This window comes from Actinomadura rubrisoli, from assembly GCF_004349215.1.
GTDB classification, from domain to species: Bacteria; Actinomycetota; Actinomycetes; order Streptosporangiales; family Streptosporangiaceae; genus Spirillospora; species Spirillospora rubrisoli.
This window is the reverse complement of the sequence record NZ_SMKU01000082.1, coordinates 1-16743: the sequence shown is the minus strand read 5'-3', so window position 1 is coordinate 16743 and position 16743 is coordinate 1. Positions and strand designations below refer to the sequence as shown.

Genomic DNA, 16743 nt, shown 5'->3' with positions numbered 1-16743 from the left:
GCGGCGACGGACGGGTGGAGGGGAGAGGCGTGGGGTTCGAGTCGATGTGGGCGGAGCTGCTGCCCGTGGGACGGGACGCGGCCACCGGCGGCTACCACCGGTTCGCGTGGACGCCGCCGGAGCTTGCGTGCCGCGCCTGGTTCCTGGACGAGGCGCGGCGCCGCGGCCTGGAGGTGGAGCACGACGCCAACGGGAACATGATCGCCTGGTGGCTCCCCCGGGACGGGACGCGCGACGGCGCCGTGCTCACCGGGAGCCATCTCGACTCGGTGCCGGGCGGCGGCGCGTTCGACGGGCCGCTGGGCGTGGTGTCGGCGTTCGCGGCCGTCGACCTGCTCAGGGAGCGCGGCATCCCGCTCCGGCGGCCCATCGGGATCGGGGCGTTCGCCGAGGAGGAGGGCGCCCGCTTCGGGGTGGCGTGCCTGGGCTCCCGGCTGCTGACCGGGGCGATCGACCCGGCGCGGGCGCGCGCACTAACCGATGGCGACGGCCGTACGTTCGCCGGGGTCCTGCACGCCGCCGGGCTCGACCCCGAGGCGATCGGCCCGGACGAGGATCTGCTCGGCCGGATCGGCTGCTACGTCGAACTCCACGTCGAGCAGGGGCGGGCGCTCCAGAAGCCTGTCGGGATCGCGAGCGCCATCGTCCCGCACGGTCGGTGGCGGTTCGACTTCGGCGGCGAGGGCAACCACGCCGGGACGACCGGGCTGGCCGACCGGCGCGACCCCATGCTGCCCTTCGCCGGGATGGTCCTCGCGGCCCGCGACGCGGCCGAGCGCAACGGGACCGTCGCGACCGTCGGGAAGGTCAGGGTGGTTCCCGGCGGCGTGAACGCGATCGCCTCGTCCGTCACGGCCTGGCTGGACGCGCGGGGCCCCGCCGACGAGGCCGTCCGCCGGACGGTCGCGGAGGTGGACGAGGCGGCCCGGCTCGCGGCGCGCCCGCACCGGGTGTCGGTGGACCTCGCCGAGGAGTCCTACACCGAGATCGTCGACTTCAACCTCGCGCTCCGCGACCGGGTCGGCAAGGCCCTCGGCGGCGTCCCGGTCCTGCCGACCGGGGCGGGCCACGACGCGGGCGTCCTGTCGTCCCGGCTGCCCGCCGCGATGCTCTTCGTCCGCAACCCGACCGGGATCTCGCACGCGCCCGCCGAGTACGCCGAGCCCGCCGACTGCCTGGCCGGAGTCGAGGCCCTCACCGCGGTACTGGCCGACCTGGCGTGCGGGTAGGACACTGATATGCAATGGCATGCCCAGTTCGCCTGGCTCGGTGACGGGATCGCGGGCGACGTGCTCATCGAGGCCGAAGGCGAGCGCATCACCGGCGTCACCCGGGACGTTCCCGCCCCGCCGCGCGCCCAGCACCTGCCCGGCCTGACCCTGCCCGGCCTGGCCAACGCCCACTCCCACGCCTTCCACCGCGCGCTCCGCGCCCGCGCCCAGGCCCACACCGGGACCTTCTGGACGTGGCGCGAGCAGATGTACGAGGTCGCCGACCGGCTCGACCCGGACTCCTACCGCGCCCTCGCCACCGCCGTGTTCGCCGAGATGGCCCTCGCCGGGATCAGCTGCGTCGGCGAGTTCCACTACCTGCACCACCGGCCGGGCGGCGCCCCCTACGGCGAGCCCAACGCGATGGGCGAGGCGCTGATCGCCGCCGCCGCCGACGCGGGCATCCGGATCACCCTCCTGGACACCTGCTACCTCACCGGCGGCATCGGTGAGCCCCTCAAGGGGCCGCAACTGCGCTTCGGCGACGGCACCGCCGGCAACTGGGCGCGGCGCGTCGACTCCCTCCACGAGCAGACCGACAAGGCGGGCCGCCTGCACGCCCGCGTCGGCGCCGCGATCCACTCCGTCCGCGCCGTCCCTCGCGAGCAGCTGCGGGCCGTCGCGTCCTGGGCGAAGGAGCACCGCGCGCCCCTGCACGTCCACCTGTCGGAGCAGCCCGCCGAGAACCAGGCGTGCCTGGACGCCTACGACCTGACCCCGACCCGCGTGCTCGCCGAGGCAGGGGCCCTCGGCGCGCTGACCACCGCCGTCCACGCCACGCACCTCACGGACGAGGACATCGGCCTGCTCGGCGCGACCATGACCGGCGTGTGCATGTGCCCGACGACCGAGCGGGACCTCGCCGACGGCATCGGCCCCGCCCGCGACCTGGCGAACGCCGGGTCCCCGCTGTGCCTCGGCTCCGACCAGCACGCCGTCCTCGACCTGTTCGAGGAGGCCCGCGCCGTCGAGCTGGACGAGCGCCTGCGCACCCGCGTCCGCGGCCACTGGACGGCCGGGGAGCTGCTCACCGCCGCCACGTCCAACGGCCACTACGGCCTCGGCTGGCCCGAGGCGGGACGGCTGGAGCCCGGCGCGTACGCCGACCTCGTCACCGTCGCGCTCGACTCCGTCCGCACCGCCGGCGCCGGGCCGGACTACGCCGCCGAGACCGCCGTCTTCGCCGCGACCGCCGCCGACGTCCGCCACGTGGTCGTCTCCGGCCGCCAGGTCGTCCACGACGGCCGCCACCTCCTCGTGGACGACGTCCCCGCCGCCCTGACGGCGGCCATCACCGCCGTGACCGCCCCCGAACCGGACCCGTCCGGCGGCTGATGTCTCATATCCGAGACGAACACGCCGCCCGCCTCCGCCCGGCCCGGGCCCGCGATGGGATGCTGGACCGGTGAGCATCGTCATCGCGAACATCGGGGAACTGGTCACGAACGAGCCGGGCGGCGGCGAGGGGCCCCTGGGCGTCCGCCGCGACGCCGCCCTGGTGATCGAGGACGGCGCCGTCGCCTGGACGGGCCCGTCCTCGGCCGCCCCCGCCGCCGACGAGGCGTTCGACGCCGCCGGACGCGCCGTCCTGCCCGGCTTCGTGGACTCCCACGCCCACCTCGTCTTCGCCGGTGAGCGCGCCGAGGAGTTCGCCGCCCGGATGAGCGGCCAGAAGTACGCCGCCGGCGGCATCCGCACCACCGTCGAGCACACCCGCGCCGCCACCGACGACGCCCTGCGCGCCAACCTGCGCCGCCTCGTCGACGAGATGGCGCGCCAGGGCATCACGACGGTCGAGTGCAAGTCCGGCTACGGCCTGACGGTCGACCAGGAGGAACGCGCCGTCCGCATCGCCGCCGAGATCGCCGACGAGGTCACCTACCTCGGCGCCCACGTCGTCCCGGCCGAGTACGACGGCGACACCGCCGCCTACACGCGCCTGGCCGCCACCGACATGCTCGCCGCCTGCGCGCCCCACGCCCGCTGGGTGGACGTCTTCTGCGAGCGCGGCGCCTTCGACGCCGACCAGGCCCGCGAGGTCCTGGAGGCGGGCATCAAGGCGGGCCTGACCCCCCGCGTGCACGCCAACCAGCTGACCGAGGGCCCCGGAGTGCGGCTCGCCGTGGAACTGGACGCCGCGTCCGCCGACCACTGCACGTTCCTGAGCGACGCCGACGTGGACGCCCTGGCGTCCTCCCAGACCGTCGCGACCCTCCTGCCGGCCGTCGAGTTCTCCACCCGCCAGCCCTACCCGGACGCCCGCCGCCTCCTGGACGCGGGCGCCACGGTCGCCCTCGCCACCGACTGCAACCCCGGCTCCGGCTACAGCTCCAGCATGGCGTTCTGCATCGCCGTGGCCGTCCGTGACATGCACATGACCCCGGCCGAGGCCGTCTGGGCCGCCACCGCGGGCGGCGCCCGAGCCCTCCGCCGCACCGACGTGGGCCACCTGGCCCCCGGCGCCCGCGCGGACGTCCACATCCTGGACGCCCCGTCCCACATCCACCTGGCCTACCGCCCCGGCGTCCCCCAGACCGCCGCCGTATGGAAGTCCGGCCACCGAGTCCACCCCTGACGGCCGGCGCCGATCACACGGGCGGCCCGACTTCGAGGTCCTGCCAGCCGACCTGGATCTGGAAGGGCACCGTCATGTGCAGCGCCCAGAGGTCGCGGTCCCGATGGCTGACGCCGATCTTGGAATAGGCGAGATCGGCGTCCAGCAGGGCGTAGTGCTCGACGATGGTCGCGCCCACCTCGTCGAATTGGACGATCAGATAGTGCGGGATGCGCGCTTTGGCGTACTCGCCCATCTTGTGGATGCGATCGCGTGACTCCGACCAGCGGGACATCACCTCGACCGCGATGACGACGTCCCCGGCGTCGAGCATCTCGAACTGGTCGCGGCAGTGGTGCACGACCACATCGGGCTTTCGCACCGTGAGCGGAACCTCCCACAGCAGGACGCTCACCTCGGTGTTGACCTCATAGCAGGGAGGAGCGCCCCCGGAATGACCCGCCCGGTACTTGCGCACGTCCGCCTCGAACGCACTCGCGAGACGGAATGCCGTCTTCTGGTGGGGGCGACCGCGCTCCTCTCGCGGGACGACATTGCCGTCCACGACCTCGATCTCGCGCCGGACCTCCTCGGCGAGGGCGAGGTAGGCGTCCAGCGTCAGGGGGTTCGGCCGGTCCGGCCAGTTCGCGCTCATGTCGCCATCGTCGCGGCCCGGCACGCTAGTTGTCCCCGAGGTAGCGGCGGTTGACTCTGATGAGGGGTTTTTCGCGGCGGGCTATGTAGTCCGCGGAGAGGACCTCGGCGACGAAGAGGGTGTGGTCGCCCGCGTCTATCGTCTGGCGGGTCTCGCATTCGAGGGCGGCGAGGCCGGTGTCGGGGATGAGGGCGCCGGAGAGGTCGCCGCGGTGGTGCGGCTCGCTCGCGAGCAGGAGGCGGGCGCTCGGACGGCCCTCGGCGGCGAAGCGGCCCGCGAGGGCGCGCTGGCCGGTGCTGAGGACGGTGGCGGCCCAGCGGGACTGGCGGCGCAGCACCTCGGCCAGGTAGGACGACGACGCCACGCCCGCCAGCACCATGGGCGGTTCCAGCGAGACCGACATGAACGAGGTCACGGTCGTGCCGAGGTCGTCGCGGCCGTCGCGGACGGTCAGCACGACCACGCCCGTGGCGAAGCCCGCGACGGCGTCGACGAAGTCGGTGGTCACCTCGTTCAGCGGATCTCCCAGGAGCCCGGGAGGGTGAGCGGGCCGGCGGACGGCAGGCCCAGGCGGGCGGCGAGGCCGCCGAGGGAACCCCAGCCGTCGAGGCGGGCGGTCGCGGCGGTGCGGTCCTCGCTGGACTCCGGCGGGCGCAGCCGCTCCAGCGGCGAGGTGTGCGGGTAGGCGCGGACGGGGGCGTCGGCGGGCAGCCCGGACCGCTTGCGGGCCAGGTCGAGGGCCGTGTCGAGGCCGCCCAGCTCGTCCACCAGGCCGCGCTCGCACGCGTCGGCGCCCGTCCACACGCGGCCGCGGGCCAGCTCGTGGACGCGGTCGCGCGACAGCTCGCGGCCCTCGGCGACCTTCGCGGTGAAGCCGTCATAGATCCTGTCGAGGGCGGCGTTGATCCGCTCCCACTCGGAGTCGCTGAAGTCCTTGGTGGCGCTGAACATGCGGGCGTGCTCGCCGTCGGCGACGCTGCCGAGGCCGATGCCGATCCGGTCGAGCAGGTCGCTGACGACGGCCTTGCCGACGACGACGCCGATCGAGCCGGTGATCGTGGCAGGCTGCGCGACGATCGTGTCGGCGGCCATCGCGACGTAGTAGCCGCCGGACGCGGCGACGTTGCCCATCGACACGATCACGGGCTTGCCGGCGCGGCGGGCCAGGACCACCTCGCGCCAGATCGCGTCGGACGCGACGGCGGAGCCGCCGGGGCTGTTGACGCGGAAGACGATCGCCTTGACGCGGTCGTCCCGCGCGGCGGCGCGGAACGCGGCGCAGACCGTGTCCGAGCCCATCGCGGGACCGGAGTTCGGCAGCGGGCCGCCGCGCCCGCTGCGGCCGAGCCGGATCGGGCCCTGCCCGTTGATGAGGGCGACGACGTCCTGCCGGCCGGGCTGCGGGAGGCGCCGGGCGAGGCCCTGCGTGCGGTTGTAGCGGGCCACGTAGCGCAGCTGCGCCGCCTCGCCGAACTCCTCGCGCAGAGCCGCGTACACCTCGTCGCGGTAGCCCAGGTGGTCGACGAGCCCCTCCTCCAGGGCCTCGTCGGCGAGGAGCGGCCCGCGGTCGGTCAGCTCGCGGACCCGCTCCACGGGGAGATCGCGTGCCGCGGCGATGCCGGCGGTGATCTGCTCGCCGATCGAGGTGACGAGGCGCTGGGACGACTCCTCGTGCTCGGGCGTGTAGGCCCTCTCCATGAAGGTGTTGGCCATCGTCTTGTACTCGTACCGCTTCGCGAACCGCGGCTGGACGCCCGCCTTCTCCAGGGCGCCGGCGAAGAACGGCTCCTCCAGCGCGACGCCGGTCAGCCCGACCTCGCCGGTGGGCTGGAGGTAGACCTTGTCGAAGGCGGTGGCCAGGTAGAACGGGACGGTGCCGCGGCCGCCCTCGCCGAACGTCTCGGCCCACGCGACGGCGAGCTTGCCCGCGTCGCGGAACGCCTGGACGGCCTCCCGCAGCTCCTGCGCCAGGGCGAGGTTGACGCCGCCGGAGACCTTCACGACCAGCGCCCGGACCCGGCTGTCGGTCCGCGCGCGGCGCAGCCCGTCCAGGACGTCCCGCAGGCTCGTCCGGCGCATGGACATGATCGCCGAGATCGGGTCCGCGGGCGCGGTCTCCACGATGCCCTCGGTGAGGTCCAGTTCCAGGATCAGCGGGGCCGTCCGCCGGTCCCGGGCCTGCTTGATGACGTTGACGACTGTGCCGGGATCCACCATGGGGCCAGCCTATGCGCTGCCGCCCCGCCCGCCCGTCCGACCGTGGGCCCAGCGCGCCTCCCCCGGGAGGACGAGATCAGCGCGGTCTTCCGGGGCTATTGGCGCGCGAAGGCGCGGTTGGGGATCATGCTCGCGGACGCCTGCGCGACCGGGCGGCCGCTCGCGTCGCTGACGACCGCGTTGGCCACCATGCGGGCGGAGCCCGGGTGCACGCACGTCCCGGCCACCGTGTAGGTCGCGCCCGCCTGGACGCCGCGCAGGTAGTCGACGTTGAGGCTGAGGGTGAGCATCGGCATGAAGTGCTCGCAGGTGCTGCTCGCCGCGAGGCACACCGCGTTGTCGAGGATCATGGCGATGTAGCCGCCGTGGACGGTGCCGCCGGGGTTGCACAGCCGCTCGTGCGGGGTCCAGGAGATGTCGACCCGGCCCGGCTCGGCGGACGTGACGACCTGGCCGATGTGGTCGTTGATATCGGAGATCTGCGGGAACCGTCCCTCGGCCATCGCCTGGATGAGCCCGGCTCCCGACAGGGTGTTCCACAGCTCGGCCGCGTCCGGGTGGGACGCGGGGTCCGGTCCGGCCTCGACGTCCAACTCGTCCCCCTCGATCGTGGATGCCCGGCACCGAATGGTATTCGGACGGCCGGGGCGGCGGCACTGTGCCGTTCGTCACGGGCTCAGCCGGCGCGGTGCAGCGTGCCCCTCGTGGTCCCGATTCCGGGCGAGGTGTACTTCAGGCCGTCGGCGGTCTGCTCCAGCGTCACCGTCCCGCCCATGCAGAACCCGGTCGTCCCCTGGCTGTTGTTGGCGGTCTCTTCGAAGTCGACCTTGGCGGCGGTCGCGGTGGAGACCTTCAGCGTGTTGAAGCAGCCCCAGGTCTCGTAGTTGGACGTGCCGCCGGTGCCGCCCGCGGTCAGCTTGACCGTCACGGTGGTGCTCGACGGCCCGCTGGTGATCCCCCCGGTCTGCGTCAGCCTGCCCTTCCAGGTGCCGGCGAACGCGGCCGGGACCGTCGTGCCGCCGCCCGTCGCCTCGGTGGACGGCGTGTTCTCGGACGGCGGCGCGGAGCTGGGGGAGTTCCGCGCCTTCGTGGCGGTGGGCGGCGTGCTGCCGCGCGGGTCGGAGTCGTCGCGCGCGTTGGCCAGGACGAACACCGCCGCGGTGAGCCCGATGATGACCGCGGCGACGACGCCCCCGAAGACGCCCTTGCGAAGGCGGCCGGAGCCTCTGCCGGTGACGGGGGCGTCGGCCCGCGTGTGCAGCGGCGGCTGGGTCTGCTCCGCGCCGCGCCCCGGCGCGAAGACCGGCGCGGGCATCGGCGTCGGCGCGGACACAGGCTGCGGTGGGACGGGGCCCGTGGTGGCGGACGGGTCGACCAGGCGCACCATCAGGTCGCGGGCGGCCGGACGCCGGGACGGGTCCTTGGCGAGGCACTCGGCGATCAGCGGGCGCAGCGACGGCGGTACCCCGTCCAGGTCGGGCTCCCCGTTGGCGATGCGGTGCAGGGTGGCGGGGACGCTGCGGGCCGGGCCGAACGGCGGGTGGCCGGTGGCCGCGAAGACGATGGTGCCCGCCCAGGCGAACACGTCCGACCGGTCCGTCGGCGGGTGCCCCTCCAGCCATTCCGGGGCGAAGTAGGCGGGCGTGCCGACGAGCTGGGTGTGGGTCTCGGCGTCGATGGCGCGGGCGATGCCGAAGTCCACGACGCGGGGGCCGTCCGGGCCGAGCAGGACGTTGGCGGGCTTGAGGTCGCGGTGCACGATCCCGGCGCCGTGGATGGCGGCGAGCGCGCTCGCGGTGTTGACGGCGAGCCGCTCCAGGTCGCCGCCGCGCAGCGGGCCGCTCTCGCCGACGCGCTGCTGCAAGGACGGCCCGTCGATGAACTCGCTGACGACGTAGGGCAGCTCGCCGTCCGCCGACGAGTCCAGGACGGCCGCCGTGCAGAACGGGGCGACCTGCTGGGCCGCGCGCATCTCCCGGGCGAAGCGCGCGCGGGCGGCGGCGTCGGTGGTCTTGAGCATCTTGACCGCGACGTGCTCCCCGGACGGTCCTTCGCCGAGGTACACCACGCCTTGGCCGCCCTCACCGAGCCGTCCGGTCAGCCGGTAGCGGCCGACCGTGCGCGGGTCGTCGTGTTCCAGGGGCAGCGCGGGCATCGTCAGGCTCCTTGGGCATGGTGAACCGGCGTCGCCCCCCAACGACGTCTCCACCGTACTGGGATCATCCAGCGGATACTGTCGGCTCATGGGAGATGGGGACGGCTGGGCCGGGTGCGAGCGGGGGCACACGCACTGGGGACGGTTCGGCGCGGCGGGCCTGCTCGCCTACCACCGGGACGCGGACGGGCAGGTGTGGGTGCTGCTCCAGCAGCGCGCCTGGTGGGGGCTCGGCGGCGGCACGTGGGGCATGTTCGGCGGCGCGCTGCACAGTCATGAGGACGCCGTGACGGGTGCTCTCCGCGAGACGTCCGAGGAGTGCACGCTCGACACCGGCACCGTGGACGTGCAGGGCACCGCCGTCGAAGACCATGGCGGCTGGTCGTTCACGTCCGTGACCGCCGCGGTGCCCGGCCTCGTCGAGGTGCGGCCCGCGTCGCGGGAAACGCGCAGGGCCGCGTGGGTCCGGGCGGAGGAGGTCGAAGACCGCAAGCTGTTCGCTCCGTTCGCGCGCTCCTGGCCGCGCCTAAGGGAGGGGATGAAGAAGCTTGTCCTCGTGGTGGACGCGGCGAACGTCGTGGGCGCGCGCGCAGACGGGTGGTGGAAGGACCGGGCGGGTGCGAACGCCCGGCTGCGTGATGACCTGACGGTGCTGAGCGAGGGCATCAAGGACGTGCCGGGCAGGCTGGTGCCGTTCGACCGCAGCTTCCCCGAGGTCGTCCTGGTCGTGGAGGGCGCGGCGCGCGGAGTCGCCGGCGAGCAGGCCGAGGGGGTGCGGGTCGTGGCGGCGCCGGGCAGCGGCGACGATCACATCGTGGGCCTGCTGGCCCGTCCCGTCCCGGACGCGGTCCATCTCGTCGTGACGGCCGACCGGGAGCTGCGGGCGCGCTGCGAGGCCGCCGGGGCGGCCGTCACCGGCCCCCGCTGGCTCCTGGAGCGGCTCCCCGATCGGCGACGCGGTGGCCGACGTCCCTGAGCGCCTCGGCGGCCTCGTCGAGACGGTGCGCGGGGACGAGGACCAGGTCGGCGTGGTAGGTGGAGGCGACGAAGACGGGAATGCCCGACGCGGCCAGCGGTCCCGCGACGGCGGCCAGCACGCCGGGCTGGTCCAGGCCGTGCCCGGCGTCGCCGTAGAACCCGATCCACCGGTGCGCCTCGGAGAACGGCGACGCCTCCCGGACGACGGTCAGGCCCTCGGGGGCGCGCACCAGCGCGATCCACTCGTCGTCCTCGGGGAAGGTCGCGTTCGGCAGGTGCTCCACCAGGAACTGGCCTGGGACGACGTGCAGGCGCTGGGCGACGGTCATGGCGTCACCCTAATCCCGTCCGGCCGCCGGGGCGGCGGCGGTCACTCGGGCGCGAGCCAGACCGCGCCCAGGGGCGGGACGCGCAGCACCGCGGACGCGGGCAGGCCGTGGCAGGGCTCGCCCGCCGCCTCGACGCGCCCGAGGTTGCCGACGCCGCTGCCGCCGTACTCGTAGGCGTCGGTGTTGACGACCTCGCGCCAGGCGCCCGGCCGGGGGAGGCCGAGCCGGTAGTCCTCGTGCGGGTTCCCCGAGAAGTTGACCACGCAGGCCATGACCGGGGGCTCGCCCTTCTCGGACGCCCCGTACCGCAGGTAGGACAGCGTGTTCCCGCCCGCGTCGTTGCCGTCGATCCAGCGGAAGCCCTCGTGGTCGCTGTCGCGCGTCCACAGCGCGGGCGCGGCCCGGTAGGCGCGGTTCAGGTCGCGGACGAGCTTCTGCAGCCCCACGTGGTGGGCGCCCTCGGCGGCGTTCTCCAGCAGCCACCAGTCCAGCGGCCGCTCCTCCGCCCACTCGGCGCCCTGGCCGAACTCCTGGCCCATGAACAGCAGCTGCTTGCCCGGGTGCGACCACATGTAGGCCAGTAGCGCGCGCAGCCCGGCGAACTTCTGCCAGGTGTCGCCCGGCATCTTGCTCAGCAGCGAGCCCTTGCCGTGGACGACCTCGTCGTGCGACAGCGGCAGGACGTAGTTCTCCGCGAACGCGTACACCAGCGAGAACGTGATCTCGTTGTGGTGGTAGTTCCGGAAGACGGGCTCGTGGCGCAGGTACGCCAGCGTGTCGTGCATCCAGCCCATGTTCCACTTGAACCCGAACCCGAGCCCGCCGAGGTGGGTGGGACGGGACACGCCCGGCCACGCCGTGGACTCCTCGGCGATCGTCATGATGCCCGGGCTGCGCTTGTAGACCGTCGCGTTCATCTCCTGGAGGAACGAGATGGCCTCCAGGTTCTCGCGCCCGCCGTAGATGTTGGGCGTCCACTCGCCCTCGTTGCGCGAGTAGTCCAGGTACAGCATCGAGGCGACCGCGTCGACGCGCAGCCCGTCGACGTGGAACTCCTCCAGCCAGAACGAGGCGTTGGCCACCAGGAAGTTGCGCACCTCGGCGCGCCCGAAGTTGAACACGAGCGTGCCCCAGTCGGGATGCTCGCCGCGCGCCGGGTCCTCGTGCTCGTACAGGGCGGTGCCGTCGAACCGGGCCAGCGCCCACTCGTCCTTGGGGAAGTGCGCGGGCACCCAGTCGACGATCACGCCGATGCCGGCCTGGTGCAGGCGGTCGATCAGGTGCCGCAGGTCGTCCGGGTCGCCGAACCGCGAGGTCGGCGCGTAGTACGAGGTCACCTGGTAGCCCCAGGACGGGCCGTACGGGTGCTCGGCGACGGGCAGCAGCTCCACGTGCGTGAAGCCCATGTCCCGCACGTAGGCGGTCAGCTCCTCCGCCAGCTCGCGGTACCCGAGGCCGGGCCGCCACGAGCCGAGGTGCACCTCGTAGGCGCTGATCGGCTCGTGCAGCCAGTCGTGCCCCTTGCGGCGGTCCATCCACTCGCCGTCGGCCCACTCGTAGGACGAGGTGAACACGCGGGACGCCGTGGCCGGAGGGCGCTCGGTGTACTGCGCCATCGGGTCGGCCTTGGCGCGCCACACGCCGTCCGGCCCCAGGATCTCGAACTTGTAGCGCATGCCGTCGCCGACGTCCGGGACGAACAGCTCCCAGACGCCGGTGGAGCCGAGCGACCGCATCGGGTGCGCGCGGCCGTCCCAGTGGTTGAAGTCGCCGACCACGCGCACGCCGCGCGCGGTGGGCGCCCACACCGCGAAGCCGGTGCCGGCCACCGGCCCGAACGCGGAGGCGTAGGAGCGGACCCGCGCGCCGAGCGCGCGCCACAGCTCCTCGTGGCGGCCCTCGCTGATCAGGTGCAGGTCGAGTTCGCCGAGCGTGGGCAGGTGGCGGTACGGGTCGTCCTGGACGGTCTCGACGCCGTCCGCGTACGTCACGGCGAGCCGGTAGTCGGGCACGGCCAAGGGCGCCTTGCCTGCGTCCTCCCCGGCGAGCGAGGCGTCCGCGGGCAGCGTCGCGGCGAACACGCCCTCGTGGAAGTGGCGGAGCGGATGGCGGTCGCCGTTGGGCAGGACCGCCTCGACCTTGTCCGCCAGGGGCCGGAGCGCCCGGACGGTCACGCCCGATCGGCCGGGATGCGCTCCAAGGATGCCGTGCGGATCGTGGTGGTCGCCTCCGACGAGCCGCTCGATCTCCGCGCGCGTCACCCGTGCCATGGCGTGATGGCCTCCTCGTCCGCTGATGCTGTTCCCCAGTAGGAGTGCCCTGAGATCCGCACCTCTCACGCCGCGGGGCGACCTGTTTCCAGGAGATTGCGGTTTGTTCAGCTCCGGCCCGGGTGCAACCCTTACCGGGCGCCGGGACCGTCAGCGGAAATGTTGCGACCGCACGGGCGCCACCACTCTTTGTTTTGGGGTCGCGCCGAATGTGCCCGCCCGTGCGGTCACGTCTACCTGGCCTCAGGGGTGACATCGACCCCGCCACCCTGGGCTCCACTCCTGTGTCACCTCAGCGCCACAGGTACCTTCCGTGCCGGTTCGTCCTGGCCCGGCCCGCCCCCGCTCGCGGACCGGGCCGCGCCGTTCCCCGCGTCCTCGCGTCACGGTTCCTCCCGCCCGCCGCGCGCCTGCTCGGCCAGGAGCTCGCGGAGCCCCGCGGCGTCGTCGGCGGCCACCGTCATCGCGTATCCCGCCTGAAGCTGGGCGTCGGACAGGTCCGTGCTCCGGGTGGCGTACCAGCGGCCGGCGTCGCTGCGCCACACCTGCCAGCCCGGGAACTCGCTCTCGATGGCCGTCTTCAGATCCTCGAAGTCGCCCATCAAGGTCGTCCCTTCCCCGAGGCGGTTCTTCTGTATACAAAAGTCTTACTCGGTCAAAGAGGTGTCAAGCTGTCCGTAAGCGGACCGTCTCCCTGTGGATAGCGCCAGGAAGGTATGGATGAGAGTGGGAGGCGGGTCAGGATCGAACGCCGCGTCGAACACCGGGGGCGCGCCGGGATGAAGGGAGGTGACGCCGGTGCCGGACCGTCCCGCCTACCTGCGCATCGCCGACACGCTGCGAGAGGGGATCCGGGACGGCAGCCTTCCGCAGGGAACGCGGCTGCCGACCATGGCGGAGCTGTGCGCGGCCCACGGCGTCTCGGAGATCGTCGTGCGCCAGGCCGTCGCGCTGCTGCGCGGGGAGGGGCTCGTCGAGACGCGGCGCGGCGGCGGCACCGTCGTCCGCGTCGTCCCGCCCGCGCGCCGGGTCGCGATGGAGCGCTACCGCGGCGTGAGCAGGCCGATGGCGGTTCCCGAGACGACGTTCACCCGCGACCAGCGCATCGGCTGGGAGGACTACCGCCTCGACCGGGAGTTCACCCGCGTGCGCGCCGACGACGACCTCGGCGCGCTGTTCGAGCTGCCGACCGGCACCGAGCTGCTGCGCCGCCGGTTCGTCTTCTACGCCCGCGGGGAGCCGCAGCAGATCTCCGTCAACTTCCTGCCGTGGGACCTCGTCGGCGACACGCCCGTCTCCGATCCGGCGCGCGAGCCCTGGCCCGGCGGGACGCTCGCGCAGCTCGCCTACCTCGGCCACCCGCCCACCCGGGTGGAGGAGTCGGTCCGCTCCCGCATGCCGACGCCGGAGGAGGCCGAGACGCTCCGGATGACGCGCGGCGTGCCCGTCCTCGCCATCACGCGCCGCCTGCTGTCGGGCGCCGGGATCATGGAGGTCTGCCGCGACATCGTCCTGCCCGCCGACCGCGTCATCCTCGACTACTCGATCGACCTGTGAGCGACCGCCCCGGCCCGCCGGACGCGGCCGGCCCGCCGGCCGGCCGTGGCCAGGACGCCGGACGCGGCCGGTGGTCCGCAGGCCGTGGTCAGCTCGCGAGCCGTGCCAGGGAGCGCAGGGGGACCGGCAGCCACGACGGCCGGTTGCGCGCCTCGTACCGGATCTCGTAGACCGCCTTGTCGAACTCGAACGCCCGCACCAGCGCCGCGTGCGCGGCCGGATCGGGTCCGCCGGCCGCCGCGTACCCGTCGCAGAACGCCGCCCGGTTCCGCTCGGCCCACGCCTGGGCGCGCCGCTCCAGCGCGTCGGACGCCTCGGGGGACGGGGCCTCGTCCCCGGCGAGCAGGAACCGCGCCGCGTACTCGAACGAGCGGAGCATCCCGGCGACGTCGCGGAGCGGGTGGGCGAGGGCGCGGCGCTCGCCGGGCGTGCGGGCGGGCTCGCCCTCGAAGTCCAGCAGCGTCCAGCCGGTGTCGGTCCGCAGGACCTGCCCCAGGTGGTAGTCGCCGTGGACGCGCTGGAACGGCAGCGGCCCCGCGGCCGTCCGCACCGCGCCGAAGGCCGCGCGGATCGCCGGGACGTGCGGGCGCAGCTCCGGGACGGCGCCGCCGACCTGGTCGAGCTGCTCGTTCATCCCGTGCACCAGCGCCCCCAGCTCCGCCGCGGACGCCTGCCGCGCCCCGAACGCCCCGGCCAGGTCCCGGTGCACCTCGGCGGTGGCCGCGCCGAGCCGCTCGGCCTCGGCCGCGAAGTCGCCGCCGGCGTTCCCCGCGTCCCCCGCCGTGGGGGTGCCGACCGGTCCGGGCGGCGCCGTCTGGGCGAACCAGTCGCGGACGCTGGTGAGCGCCAATCTCCATCCGTCGGTCGCGCCGCTCAGGAACTCCGAGAGCAGCGCGAGCGTCACGGGGTCGCCGCCCCCGCCGTCCTCCAGCTCGATCCACCCGTGGACGGCGGGGACGTGCGCGCAGCCCACCCGGGACAGCGCGAGGTTGACCTCAAGATCGGGGTTCACGCCGGGCGACAGGCGGCGGAACAGCTTGCAGATGTAGGTCCCGCCGAAGACCAGCGAGGTGTTGCTCTGCTCGGCCGTGCCCGGTACGCCGTCGAGGTCCGTCCGGATCTCGGCGCCCGGCGTGCAGCGGAACCGCAGCGGGCCGATGGTGGTCTGCTCTGCCATGTGCGCCAGCAGCGGCCGGGTGAGCTCGGGATCGTGGGCCCCGTCGTAGACATGACCGGCCATCCCGTTGTCGCCGGCCAGGCGTCCGATCGCGTGGGCGCGGAGCCGCTCGGGCAGGTCACTGCGGATGCCGAGGAGGACCTGGTACTGGTCGGTGGTGGTGTTCTGGTGGACGTCCAGGATGAGGTGGTGGAGTCCGGGGTCGCCGGGGAGGAGTTCGGTGGCGGTGCCGATGGACAGGTCGTCGATGGGGCTGTCCTTGCCGCCGAACCATCGCTGCCTGGGCAGCCATCCGGCCAGAAGCCGTACAAGGGAGCGGTCAGGCGGCGCCACGGCTACATCACTCCTTCGCCCGTCGTCTCGGGGGGCGGCGGAAGCAGGAACCAGTAGAAGCCGTGTCCGGGCAGGGTCAGCAGGTACGGAAGTTCACCGATGGCCGGGAACTGCACGCCGCCCATGCACTCGATCGGAGTGGAGCCCTGGAAGCGCCGCAGGTCCAGTTCCACAGGCTGGGGAAAGCGGGACAGGTTGTTCACGCAGAGGACGGTGTCCATTCCGCCCCATTGGTTGGTGTCGCCGTTGTTGATTTCGCGGGTGAAGGCGAGGACGGAGGGGTTGGAGGCGGAGAGTTCGATGTAGGAGCCGACGCCGAAGACGGGGTGGCGTTGGCGGATTTCGATCATTTTGCGGGTCCAGTGGAGCAGGGATCCGGGGTTGTTGGCTTGGGCTTCGACGTTGACGGCTTGGTAGCCGTAGATGGGGTCCATGATGACGGGGAGGTAGAGGCGGGCGGGGTCGCATTGGGAGAAGCCGGCGTTGCGGTCGGGGGTCCATTGCATGGGGGTGCGGACGGCGTCGCGGTCGCCGAGCCAGATGTTGTCGCCCATGCCGATCTCGTCGCCGTAGTACAGGACGGGGGAGCCGGGGAGGGAGAGCAGGAGGGCGGTGAAGAGTTCGAGTTGGTTGCGGTCGTTGTCCAGGAGGGGGGCCAGGCGGCGGCGGATGCCGATGTTGGCTTTCATGCGGGGGTCTTTGGCGTATTCGGTGTACATGTAGTCGCGTTCTTCGTCGGTGACCATCTCCAGGGTGAGTTCGTCGTGGTTGCGCAGGAAGATGCCCCATTGGCAGGATTCGGGGATTTTGGGGGTCTGGGCCATGATCTCGGAGATGGGGTAGCGCTGTTCGCGGCGGACGGCCATGAAGATGCGGGGCATGACGGGGAAGTGGAAGGCCATGTGGCATTCGTCGCCGCCGGCGCCGGGGTCGCCGAAGTATTCGACGACGTCGGCGGGCCATTGGTTGGCTTCGGCGAGCAGGACGCGGTCGGGGTAGAGGCGGTCGACCTCGGCGCGGACGCGTTTGAGGTAGGTGTGGGTTTCGGGGAGGTTTTCGCAGGTGGTGCCTTCGCGGGCGTACAGGTAGGGGACGGCGTCCAGGCGGAAGCCGTCGATGCCCAGGTCGAGCCAGAAGCGCAGGACCTCCAGCATGGCGTCTTGGACGGCGGGGTTGTCGTAGTTGAGGTCGGGTTGGTGGGAGAAGAAGCGGTGCCAGTAGTACTGGCCGCGGACGGGGTCGTAGGT

At 73.2% G+C, this 16743-nt stretch carries 15 protein-coding genes; 5 read left to right on the top strand and 10 right to left on the bottom strand.

Translation table 11 applies throughout. From position 1 onward, the window contains the following. Positions 1-29: 29 nt before the first annotated feature. The 3 genes from E1298_RS17675 (at position 30) to hutI (ending at position 3846) form a co-directional block, all read left to right on the top strand. Positions 30-1229: an allantoate amidohydrolase gene (locus E1298_RS17675; RefSeq protein ID WP_165975510.1), complete on the top strand. Its 1200-nt coding sequence runs from the start codon at positions 30-32 to the stop codon at positions 1227-1229. Positions 1230-1238: 9 nt separating this feature from the next. Then, the gene (locus E1298_RS17670) at positions 1239-2606 is read left to right on the top strand and encodes a formimidoylglutamate deiminase (RefSeq protein ID WP_131894554.1); all 1368 of its coding nucleotides are present in this window, start codon (positions 1239-1241) and stop codon (positions 2604-2606) included. A 70-nt stretch (positions 2607-2676) separates the two neighbouring features. Further along, positions 2677-3846, top strand: coding sequence for an imidazolonepropionase (gene hutI, locus E1298_RS17665; RefSeq protein ID WP_131894552.1), 1170 nt, complete (start codon positions 2677-2679; stop codon positions 3844-3846). Between the two features lie 13 nt (positions 3847-3859). Here hutI and E1298_RS17660 read toward each other — a convergent pair whose 3' ends face one another. The 5 genes from E1298_RS17660 to E1298_RS17640 form a co-directional block, all read right to left on the bottom strand. After that, positions 3860-4480 (bottom strand): Uma2 family endonuclease, encoded by a 621-nt coding sequence (locus tag E1298_RS17660; protein ID WP_131894550.1) that lies wholly within the window; start codon positions 4478-4480, stop codon positions 3860-3862. Between the two features lie 25 nt (positions 4481-4505). Further along, on the bottom strand, positions 4506-4988 hold the full coding sequence (locus E1298_RS17655; protein WP_243725635.1) for a flavin reductase family protein: 483 nt from the start codon (positions 4986-4988) through the stop codon (positions 4506-4508). Between the two features lie 5 nt (positions 4989-4993). Beyond that, positions 4994-6697: a signal peptide peptidase SppA gene (gene sppA, locus E1298_RS17650; RefSeq protein ID WP_131894548.1), complete on the bottom strand. Its 1704-nt coding sequence runs from the start codon at positions 6695-6697 to the stop codon at positions 4994-4996. 95 nt (positions 6698-6792) lie between these two features. After that, the gene (locus E1298_RS17645; protein ID WP_243725634.1) at positions 6793-7290 is read right to left on the bottom strand and encodes a PaaI family thioesterase; all 498 of its coding nucleotides are present in this window, start codon (positions 7288-7290) and stop codon (positions 6793-6795) included. A gap of 83 nt (positions 7291-7373) precedes the next feature. Beyond that, positions 7374-8852 carry a serine/threonine protein kinase gene (locus E1298_RS17640; RefSeq protein ID WP_165975509.1) on the bottom strand — a complete coding sequence of 493 codons (1479 nt, stop codon included), beginning with the start codon at positions 8850-8852 and terminating at the stop codon, positions 7374-7376. Positions 8853-8940: 88 nt separating this feature from the next. Here E1298_RS17640 and E1298_RS17635 point away from each other — a divergent pair, with 88 nt between their 5' ends. Further along, on the top strand, positions 8941-9828 hold the full coding sequence (locus E1298_RS17635) for an NUDIX domain-containing protein (protein WP_131894544.1): 888 nt from the start codon (positions 8941-8943) through the stop codon (positions 9826-9828). Here the strand turns inward: E1298_RS17635 and E1298_RS17630 are convergent. The 3 genes from E1298_RS17630 to E1298_RS17620 form a co-directional block, all read right to left on the bottom strand. Continuing rightward, on the bottom strand, positions 9764-10159 hold the full coding sequence (locus E1298_RS17630) for an ACT domain-containing protein (protein WP_131894542.1): 396 nt from the start codon (positions 10157-10159) through the stop codon (positions 9764-9766). The two genes, E1298_RS17635 and E1298_RS17630, sit on opposite strands and share 65 nt — an antisense overlap. Positions 10160-10200: 41 nt before the next feature. Then, positions 10201-12429 carry a 1,4-alpha-glucan branching protein GlgB gene (glgB, locus tag E1298_RS17625; protein ID WP_131894540.1) on the bottom strand — a complete coding sequence of 743 codons (2229 nt, stop codon included), beginning with the start codon at positions 12427-12429 and terminating at the stop codon, positions 10201-10203. 383 nt (positions 12430-12812) lie between these two features. Further along, positions 12813-13031, bottom strand: a complete 219-nt coding sequence (locus tag E1298_RS17620; RefSeq protein ID WP_131894538.1) for a hypothetical protein — start codon at positions 13029-13031, stop codon at positions 12813-12815. 196 nt (positions 13032-13227) lie between these two features. Here E1298_RS17620 and E1298_RS17615 point away from each other — a divergent pair, with 196 nt between their 5' ends. Continuing rightward, a complete protein-coding gene (locus E1298_RS17615; protein WP_131894537.1) occupies positions 13228-13986 on the top strand; it encodes a GntR family transcriptional regulator in 759 nt (252 codons plus the stop codon). 88 nt (positions 13987-14074) lie between these two features. Here the strand turns inward: E1298_RS17615 and E1298_RS17610 are convergent, their stop codons facing one another. Together E1298_RS17610 and treS are read right to left on the bottom strand one after the other, a co-directional pair. Beyond that, positions 14075-15496 (bottom strand): maltokinase N-terminal cap-like domain-containing protein, encoded by a 1422-nt coding sequence (locus tag E1298_RS17610; RefSeq protein WP_131894535.1) that lies wholly within the window; start codon positions 15494-15496, stop codon positions 14075-14077. 2 nt (positions 15497-15498) lie between these two features. After that, on the bottom strand, positions 15499-16743 hold a 1245-nt coding region (gene treS, locus E1298_RS17605), incomplete at its 5' end, for a maltose alpha-D-glucosyltransferase (protein WP_131894533.1).